We start from the raw sequence: 7,221 nt of genomic DNA on the forward strand, positions 1-7,221 counted from the left end.
TCACGTAATCGCCTTCGGAGCCGTACTTGCCACCGGAGGTCCTGGAACACGCGGATGTAGCCGCCATCGACGAACACTTCATCGCCCTGCGGCAGCAGATCGCGCATGCGCGGCGAATCGCTGCGGCTGGCGCGGCCGGCGGCGTCRTACGGTGTGCGGGTCAGCAGGATCGGTGCATTGTGGGCACCCTTGGGCACCACGATCACCGTGTACAGCTTGGTGCCATCACGCATCGGCACCATCACCACGCGCTTGTCGTAGTCGCGACCCACATCGGGGGCGACGAAGGGTTTTCCGCTGATGTCCGGGGTCATCGGCGGCGTGTCGGCGGCCAGCACGGCGCTGGACAGGCTCAGGGCTACGGCAACAGCAACGGCACGCACACGCATGGACATCACCTCCCGGCAGGAAAGGCCCCAGCCTACTCCCGTAGCCCCCGGCAAAGCGTGTGCCTGCTTTGCATTCTGCGGCGTTTACAGGCAGGACTGATGGCACATGTGCGGTCTGCTGCCGCTGCGCTCACCGGGCATGGCCCGGTGCTACCCGTTCACGGCCAACCACGGTAGCGCCGGGACATGCCCGGCGGATCCATCACGCCACCGGTACTTCATGCAGGGCCAGCCAGCGCCAGCGCCCTCCTTCCTGCCGCAGCACTGCCAGCGATTCCCGCCACGCGGTTTCTTCCCCACCCACGGCATGCCCTTCGCGATAACGCAGCACCGCCAGCGGCGACGGCGCTTCCACCGCCTGCACGGCCTCGATGGCGATCCCCAGTCCCGGCCGGGCGCCGTGTCCGCCCACGAACAGCGCCTGCACGGCAGCGCGGTCCAACCTGCGACCGGAGATGCCGACCATGCTGAAGTCCGCGCAGAAATGTTCCATCAGATCAGCCAGTGCATCGGCCGCGACCTCTGCGCGGAACCAGGCCTGCAGCTTGTCGTGCAGCAGGTGGATTTCGTGTTCGGCGGTCATGTCCATCAAGCAGTCTCCGGAGCGGAAAGGGAATGCAGCTGCGACCGGCGCAGCAGCGCCAGCGGCAACAGGGTGAGTACGGCCGCCAGGCCCAACGCCACGCCGGTGGCATGCGCCGGCCACCACTGCATGGCCAAGGCCAGCAGCAGAGCAATGGCGGCGGTACCCAGGCAGAAGCTGAGCTGGCGGTTGAGGTTCCACAGCGCACTGGCATCGCCCAGCGCCTCGGCGTCCACACTCTGGAACGCCAACGTCTGCGCGGTGCTGCTGCACAGGCTGCCGCCAGCGCCCATCAGGGCGAACAGCGTTGCGGCCAGCGTGAAGGGGGGCTGCGATTGCAGCGCCATCAGCAGCAGACCGCTGGCCTGCAGGACCATGCCCAGCCGCAGCACCGAGCCCGGCCCGAAGCGCGCCAGCAAGCGTCGGCTGCCGGTGATTGCCAGTGCCGAGGCCAGCGCCCACGGCAACATCAAGGCGCCGATCTGCGCGGCGCTGTAACCGGCGTGGTTCAACTGCAGGGTACTGGCCAGCTGGCTGCCGATGAACACACCCGGCACCGCCAGATAGACCAGCATCGCCATGCGCAGGCCTCGATGGGACAGCAGCGACCAGCGCAGCAGCGGCTGCGGCTGCCGGCGTGCATTACGCAGGTGGGCGGCGGCCAGCACTGCTGCCAGCAGCAGCAACCCTGCGCCGGCGAAGCGATGGTCGGGCTCACCCAGCCAGGTCAATGCCAGCAGCAACGCGCCCAGCGCAGACATGGCGGTGGCCAGTGCATAGCCCTGCAGGCGTGGCGCACTGCGCAGGCCATCGGCCGGCATCCACGCCAGCACCAGGGCGATCGCCAGCACCGCCAGCGGCAGGCTGGCCCACAGCACGCCGCGCCAGGACAGCCACTGCACCAGCAGGCCGCCAAGAGCCGGTGCAAGTGCCGGCACCAGCAACGCCACCAGCAGGATGCGCCGGGTCAGCGCACCGCGTTGCTCAGGCGTGCACTGCCGGTACGCCGCCGCCTGCGCCACCGGAATCAGCAGCCCGCCAGCCAACCCCTGCAGCAGCCGCCAGCCCAGCAGCCAGCCGATGGACGGCGCGGCGCCGGCCAGGCCCGCAGCCACCGCGAACAGCACCAAGGCAGCCAGCAGCAGGCGACGCTCGCCGCAGCGCGCGGCCAGCCACGGGGCCAGCGGAATCACCACGCTCAGGCCCAGCATGTAGGCCGTGCCTACCCAGGCCAGGGTGCCGATGTCCGCATGCAGCTCGGCCGCCAGCGCCGGGTAGGCCACGGTGGCGATGAACATGTTGACCAAGTCCAGCGCGAACACCAGCAGGAAGATCGCCTCATGGCGCAGGCGTGGGGAAGGCATCAGCAGGCTCCGGCAGCGAAGGCGACAGCATCGCGGACCAGCGTTGTTGGAAAAACACGACGGCAGCTGCAACACTGTCAAACCTGTTTTGACAATCAGCCACCATGGTCAGCCTCGATCGCTTCGATATCTTCCGTGCCGTGGTCGAGGCCGGCAGCCTGACCGCCGCCGCCGAGCGCCTGGGCCTGAGCCGGGCCGTGGTCAGCTTCAACCTGAAGCGGCTGGAGCAGGAGCTGGGGGTAACCCTGCTGCTGCGCAGTACCCGCCACCTGGCGCTGACCGAGGCCGGCGAACAGTTCCTGCAGCACTGCGTGCAGGCACTGGATGCCGCGCAGGCCGCCATCGATGCCGCGCGCCGCGACCAGCATCAACTGCAGGGCGTACTGCGCCTGACCACCACCCCGGAGTACGCGCAGCTGCGGCTGATTCCAGCACTGGAAGCCTTCCGCGCGCAGCATCCAGCGCTGGCGCTGCATCTATCGACCTCGCCAGCCCCGGCCGACCTGATTCCCGAGCGCTTCGACCTGGCGATCCGCCTCGGCCGCCTGCCCGATTCGCAACTGCATGCCACCGAGCTGGAACGTCACCCGCTGTGCGCGGTCGCCGCTCCGGCATTGCTGGCGCGCCTGGGGTCCGCCGAGGCGGTGGATGATCCGGTGCTGCTGGGCACCCTGCCCCGCCTCGGCTATCCGCGCCTGGCCGATGTGCCAGTGGTCGCGCCGGATGGCAGCGATGCATTGTTCGCCACCAATCCGGGCAACGCGGTGATACGCGTGGATGGGGCCAGCAGCCTGCGCGCGTTCGCCGTGGCCGGTGCAGGAGTGACCGTGCTGCCACGCTGGCTGATCGAGGACGATCTCGCCCACGACCGCCTGCGGCCGGTGCTGCGCCAGCATCGTTTCCCGCAGCAGAGCGTGTACGCGGTGTACCCGCACAGCAGCCAGCCCTCGCCGAAGGTGCGGCAGCTGATCGATTTCCTGCGCGGGTGGTTTGGTGACGACGCCAGCTGAATCCTTCGCCCGCCGGGCATGGCCCGGCGCTACCGGGATGCCCGTAATCGGGTAGCGCCGGGCCAGGCCCGGCGAGCGCAGCGGCACCCCGTAAACAGACACGGCCCCTTGCGGGGCCGTGTCTTCAACCATCAGTACCGCAGCGGATCAGCGCAGCACCTGCTCCACCAGCTGCACGTCCACCGTCTGCAGCGGCTCGGCGGCGTTGCGCGACAACTGCACCTGGTAGGTGCCGCCGGCGATCTTCCACTGGCGTGCCTGCGCATCGTAATGCGCCAGGGTCTTCGGCTCGGCTTCGATGCGGATGCGGCGCTGTTCGCCCGGTTGCAGCTCGACCTTGTCGTAGCCGATCAGGCGGATCGGCGTGGCGCTGCCGGCCGGCAGCTTCAGGTACAGCTGGGCGACGTCGGCACCGGCGCGCATGCCGGTGTTGCGGATGTCGACGCTGGCAACCAGGCGCGAACCCTCCACGCTCACCTTCAGGTTTTCATAGGCGAACGAGGTGTAGGACAGGCCGTGGCCGAAGGCGAAGGTCGGGGTCAGGCCCTTGGCCGCCATCCACTTGTAGCCGACGTTGGCGCCTTCGATATCGAAATCGAACACATCGCCGAACGGCTTGGCCGGCTTGAAGCCAAGGCCATCGATGTGCGGGCGCGGCAGCTGCGATTCGTCCACCACCCAGGTCACCGGCAGGCGGCCGGACGGATTGGCCTGGCCGGTCAGCAGTGCGGCAATGCCTTCACCGCCACGGATACCCGGGTACCAGGCCTGCAGCACCGCCGGCACCTGCGCCAGCCACGGCGTACGCACCGGGCCGTTGGTTTCCAGCACCAGCACGGTCTTCGGGTTGGCCTTGGCCACCGCCGAAATCAACCCATCCTGGTTGTCCGGCAGCTGCATGTCCGGCAGGTCCACCGATTCGGCCGCCCACTGGGTGGCGAACACGATGGCCACATCCGCCTGTGCAGCAGCCTTGGCCGCAGCGGCGGCATTGGTGCCGTCCACATAGGTGATGGTGGCGTCCGGACGCGCGGCACGCAGCGATTCCAACGGCGAGGACGGATGGAATATCACCGGGCCCGGCCAGGTGGTCGGCAGCACGCCCGGCACCGCGTTGGTGCCCTTGGCCGTGACGCCCACCATCGACGAACCACCGCCACCGATCACGCCCTTGTCGGCATGGCCACCGATGATGACGATGCGCTTGGCGCTGTCGGCCAGCGGCAGCAGGCTGCCTTCATTGCGCAGCAGCACGCTGCCTTCTTCCACCGTGCGCTGGGCCACGGCGAAACCGGCTTCAGCGTCGACCTTCTGGTGCTGCGGCGGGTTGTCGAAGTTGCCGTGCAGGAACATCGTGCGCAGGATGCGCGCGACCATGTCGTTCAGGCGCGCCTGCGGTACCACGCCGCCGTGCACGGCCAGGCGCAGCGGCTCATCGAAGAACACCGCCGCATCGAACACTTCACCGGCGGACTGCTGGTCCAGGCCGGCCAGCGCCGCCTTCGAACCGCTGTGCACGCCGCCCCAGTCGGACATCACGAAACCGGGGAATTTCCACTCCTGCTTCAGCACCTGGTTCATCAGGTAGCCGTTTTCGCAGCCGTAGGTACCGTTGATCTTGTTGTACGAGCACATCGCCACGCCCGGGCGGCCAGCTTCCAGCGCGATCTCGAACGCCAGCAGATCCGACTCGTGCATGGCCTGCTCGCCAATGCGCACGTCATGGAAGTTGCGGCGGGTCTCCATGTCGTTCAGCGCGAAGTGCTTCATCGACGAGATCACGTGCTGGCTCTGCACGCCCTGGATCACTGCGCCGACCATCGAACCGGCCAGCAGCGGGTCTTCACCAGCGTATTCGAAGTTGCGGCCGTTACGCGGGTCACGCTGCAGGTTGACGCTGCCGGACAGCAGGATGTTGAAGCGCTGCTGCCAGGCTTCGCGGCCCATCGTCGCGCCACCGGCAAAGGCAACACCGCGGTTCCAGGTGGACGCCGTGGACGGGCCCGACGGCATGGCGGTGGCGAAATCACCCGGGCGGATGCCACCGGGATTGGTCACGCCCACGCCGGCGTCGGCCGACTGCTGCGACGGAATGCCCAAGCGCGCTACGCCCGGCACGAAACCGGCCGAACCCACCGCACCTTCCGGCAGCTTGCCACCGTCCTTGCCCAGCCCGAAGTAGCTGTGCAGCATCTGGAACTTCTCGTCCTCGGTCATCGCCTTCAGCAGCAGCGCAGCGCGCGCATCGGCGGTGAGCGTGGTATCCATCCACGGCTGCTCGCCGCCCTTGTCAGCCGCATAGGCCAGGGTCAGCAGGGTTGCACGCAGCGCGCTGCCTTCAACCTTGAACGGCGCACTGCTGGCGGCCTGGAAGCCATCGCTGAAATAGCTGGCATCGGCCTCCAGGGCCACGCGTGCCGGATCGAAGCCGGCCGCTTTGGCCGATTCACCGGCCACCGCGCCGAGCAGCACCGCCGGCGCGCCCAGTCGCGAACGCGACACCAGTGCCGGCAACTGCGAAGCACCGGCGCCAGCGTCGGTGTACACCGCCACTGCATGGCGGCCGTCATCCAGGCGCAGGTAGTTCAGGCCCGGCTGGTCGGGGCCGGATTCGGCGGCGATCGGCAGCCGGGTCAACACGGCCTGGCCGTGCTGGGTCTGGCCGTCATCCTTGCCGGCGGCGATGAAGCGGTACTGGTAGCCCAGGCCATCGGCCAGCAGCTGCAGCGGATCGACCTGGCCGATGCCGCGCTGTACCTGGCGAACGCTGACCGCATCCACCTGCAGGGTCTTCAACTGGGCAGCCAGGGCCGGCATCGCGTCCGCGGTCGGCGCCTGTTCCAGCGTCAGCACGGTGAAGGCGGCGGAGTCGGCCCAGGCCGGGGTGGCCAGTGCGGCAGACAGGGCCAGGGACAGGGCGAGCGGCTTTGTAAACGTTTTCATCGGCGGGCGTAATTCCGTTGCCAAGGCAATCGGTCCAGGGAAAGTGCCGCCGAAGGGTGCAGCGTCATGCCGCGCATGCGTTGCCGGGCAACGCCTTGCAGGCCAGAGGACGGGCCGGTCTGCGCGCGGGACCCTCCTCCCGTGCGTGACAACCTGCCTGTCCGGGCCGCGCAGGGCGACCCATCATGTGAAGAGTGTGCGAGGGCGTTCATCGCTGTCAACAGGACCTAAGTCACAGGCGCGATGTGCGGACTGGTTATCAGCCCATCACCGGCGGTCATCAACGGGCTGCACGGCGCTGCCGATAATGGTTCTCCCCGGCGACGAATCGAGCCCATGACCGTACATCGCGACTTCGACCATCTCTGGCGCGACCGCTGTGACACCTCCAGCCAGCGCAGCCCGCGCGTGCTGATCCGGGTGTTCGTCGCCCCCGGCGAACTGGAACGCAGCGTGGCCTTCTACGAGCAGCTGCAGGGTGTGGTCGCCGATGCCGGCTTTCCGTTTCCCGATGCGGGCCTGCGGCTGGCGATGGTCGGTGCGTTCCTGCTGATCGAAGGCTGCGACGAGGCGCTGGCGCCGTTCACGTCGACCACGGGCACGTTGCTGGTCGACGACGTTCGGCCTTATCACGACAAGTTGGTGGCCGCCGGCGCCGAGATCATCTTTCCGCTGCAGGTGGTACCGACCGGTGCGGCGTTCAATGCGGTGCATCCCGATGGCACCGTGGTCGAGTACGTGCACCACCGGCCGGACCCGCAGGGGCGGTGAGGTGGCGGCCGGGCTGCGCCCGGCACCCGCAGAGGCAACGGCCAATGCAACAGCAGAAGCAAAAGCTGGGCTCCTATGGGTAGGCGGGGTGGGTCCGGTTGCGGGGGGCGCCGTGAATCCATCCATGGAGGCTCGGTCGCGCCATCCATGGCGCTCACGCC

5 protein-coding genes and 1 pseudogene are annotated in these 7,221 nt (G+C 68.4%); 2 read left to right on the plus strand and 4 right to left on the minus strand.

The window, feature by feature from the left end; translation table 11 throughout:
• From AC1VAN_RS06700 to AC1VAN_RS06710, 3 genes and pseudogenes are all read right to left on the minus strand, one after another.
• Positions 1 to 389: pseudogene (locus tag AC1VAN_RS06700) on the minus strand (CocE/NonD family hydrolase); the annotation flags it as partial.
• A 202-nt stretch (positions 390 to 591) separates the two neighbouring features.
• A complete protein-coding gene (locus AC1VAN_RS06705) occupies positions 592 to 978 on the minus strand; it encodes a DUF4440 domain-containing protein (protein WP_442251975.1) in 387 nt (128 codons plus the stop codon).
• Positions 978 to 2,336: an MFS transporter gene (locus AC1VAN_RS06710; RefSeq protein WP_442251976.1), complete on the minus strand. Its 1,359-nt coding sequence runs from the start codon at positions 2,334 to 2,336 to the stop codon at positions 978 to 980. Before AC1VAN_RS06710 ends, AC1VAN_RS06705 begins: the two co-directional genes overlap by 1 nt.
• Before the next feature lie 104 nt (positions 2,337 to 2,440).
• Here AC1VAN_RS06710 and AC1VAN_RS06715 point away from each other — a divergent pair, with 104 nt between their 5' ends.
• A complete protein-coding gene (locus AC1VAN_RS06715) occupies positions 2,441 to 3,346 on the plus strand; it encodes a LysR family transcriptional regulator (RefSeq protein WP_032975257.1) in 906 nt (301 codons plus the stop codon).
• A 147-nt stretch (positions 3,347 to 3,493) separates the two neighbouring features.
• Here the strand turns inward: AC1VAN_RS06715 and AC1VAN_RS06720 are convergent, their stop codons facing one another.
• Positions 3,494 to 6,289, minus strand: a complete 2,796-nt coding sequence (locus tag AC1VAN_RS06720; protein WP_442251977.1) for a beta-glucosidase family protein — start codon at positions 6,287 to 6,289, stop codon at positions 3,494 to 3,496.
• A 336-nt stretch (positions 6,290 to 6,625) separates the two neighbouring features.
• On the opposite strand from AC1VAN_RS06720, the gene AC1VAN_RS06725 reads away from it, so the two are divergent.
• Complete coding sequence (locus AC1VAN_RS06725; protein WP_025878496.1) at positions 6,626 to 7,060, plus strand: VOC family protein; 435 nt, start codon at positions 6,626 to 6,628, stop codon at positions 7,058 to 7,060.
• The last annotated feature ends 161 nt before the right edge of the window (positions 7,061 to 7,221 follow it).

This window comes from Stenotrophomonas sp. 05L44_2, from assembly GCF_056665995.1.

Bases quoted from the DNA above. Each gene is read 5' to 3' on its own strand.
- AC1VAN_RS06705 (WP_442251975.1), bottom strand. From the start codon at position 978: ATGGACATGACCGCCGAACACGAAATCCACCTGCTGCACGACAAGCTG.
- AC1VAN_RS06710 (WP_442251976.1), bottom strand. From the start codon at position 2,336: ATGCCTTCCCCACGCCTGCGCCATGAGGCGATCTTCCTGCTGGTGTTC.
- AC1VAN_RS06715 (WP_032975257.1), top strand. From the start codon at position 2,441: ATGGTCAGCCTCGATCGCTTCGATATCTTCCGTGCCGTGGTCGAGGCC.
- AC1VAN_RS06720 (WP_442251977.1), bottom strand. From the start codon at position 6,289: ATGAAAACGTTTACAAAGCCGCTCGCCCTGTCCCTGGCCCTGTCTGCC.
- AC1VAN_RS06725 (WP_025878496.1), top strand. From the start codon at position 6,626: ATGACCGTACATCGCGACTTCGACCATCTCTGGCGCGACCGCTGTGAC.